Source organism: Nitrosomonas europaea (assembly GCF_900167395.1).
GTDB classification, from domain to species: domain Bacteria; phylum Pseudomonadota; class Gammaproteobacteria; order Burkholderiales; family Nitrosomonadaceae; genus Nitrosomonas; species Nitrosomonas europaea.
Genome location: NZ_FUWK01000084.1, coordinates 1 through 1,428 on the forward strand (window position 1 = coordinate 1; position 1,428 = coordinate 1,428).

Here is a 1,428-nt window from a genome sequence, read left to right on the forward strand (position 1 = left end):
GGGTAATCCCACCTCTTGGCAAGACCTGCTGTCAGATCAAATCTGAACTACTACACATTATGAATAGCAGCAAAGACAGATGCCTATATCGCAGAAAGGCCGATGAGAAATCCAAGTACCTGTCCTCGGGCGATTTGTTGCTTTGATGCTTTCAGAATTGCATGGTCATATTCATGCTGATGTTCCATGAGAACCGCGACTTGTCCTCTATTTTTCCTTTTCTGTTTTTTTCCCTTGCACGAAAAATACCGTCTTGCTCCTTTTCCGGACACCTTTATATGCATGGCTCCTCGGCATTCTTGTTGCACACCTTTTATCTTAAGGAAACTCTGAAAATGTCAGCGAAGCAACCGATTCAAGACAAAAACAGGTGAAAAAGCGGAGCTTACATATAGCAAATGAGCATTTTGAGCTGATTTTTAATGCAGGAAGGCAACACAGATAGTTTTCAGAGGCTCCTTAGGAAATCTACCCAACAGCGAGATCGTCGAGAGTGATTCCAATTTTTGAGGAAATTAAAGATCATTATCAAATAATTGAATATGGCCCTATAACATCGGCACTTGACACCATTTTTTTCTTTTCATAAAGTAAGGAAATGAATTTATTGTAAGGATTTACTATGACTGCTGCTACTCTTACCAGCAAAGGACAAATCACCATTCCAGCAGCAGTTCGCGCTGGTTTAGGCATTGATGTGGGAGACCGGGTAGAATTTATAGAAATTGAACCAGGACGCTATGAAGTAATTGCTGCAACACAATCGGTGAAGGCGCTCAAAGGTATTATCCGTAAACCGAATCATCCCATATCAATAGAGCAGATGAATGCCGCTATCGCCCGTGAAGCGGTAAAGTCGGTTCGATGATTTCGATATGATCGGTCTCGATACAAACGTACTCCTGCGCTATTTAGCACAGGATGATGCCATACAATCACCTAAATCCACCCTGCTTATCGAATCACTGAGTGTTGAGGAACCCGGCTTCGTACCATTGATTGTCATTGTTGAGTCGGTGTGGGTGCTTTCGTCGGCTTACGGTAGCACGCGTGAAGAAATAACAGAGGTGCTGCATAATCTGCTACGTACACGTGAACTACGCATTGAGCAGGCTGAAACTGTTGCTGCGGCATTACACCTATATCAGCGAGGCAAAGCCGATTTTGCTGATTGTCTCATCGAGCGCACAGCAATGCGTGCCGGATGCAAGGCAGTGATGACTTTCGACAAAACTGCTGTGAAATCATGCGGGATGCAGTTGATTGACTGACAGAAATAAATTCTATTAATTACGTAATAATAGGGAACAGGTCACGGTTTTTTATAGACCTAAAGTGTAGTAGTTGAGATCTGATCTGACAGTTACCCGATTTGACGAGTGCCTGTTAGATCAGATTCAGTTATTCAATTCGGTAATTTTATCGTCC

The 1,428-nt window shown here is 42.9% G+C and carries 2 protein-coding genes; both read left to right on the forward strand.

Going from position 1 to position 1,428, the window contains the following annotated elements; translation table 11 throughout:
• The first annotated feature begins 622 nt into the window (after positions 1-622).
• Positions 623-868 carry an AbrB/MazE/SpoVT family DNA-binding domain-containing protein gene (locus B5D58_RS13485; protein WP_011111928.1) on the forward strand — a complete coding sequence of 82 codons (246 nt, stop codon included), beginning with the start codon at positions 623-625 and terminating at the stop codon, positions 866-868.
• A gap of 7 nt (positions 869-875) precedes the next feature.
• Entirely contained in the window at positions 876-1,271 is a 396-nt protein-coding gene (locus B5D58_RS13490; protein ID WP_011111927.1) for a PIN domain-containing protein, read from the forward strand.
• Positions 1,272-1,428: the final 157 nt, after the last annotated feature.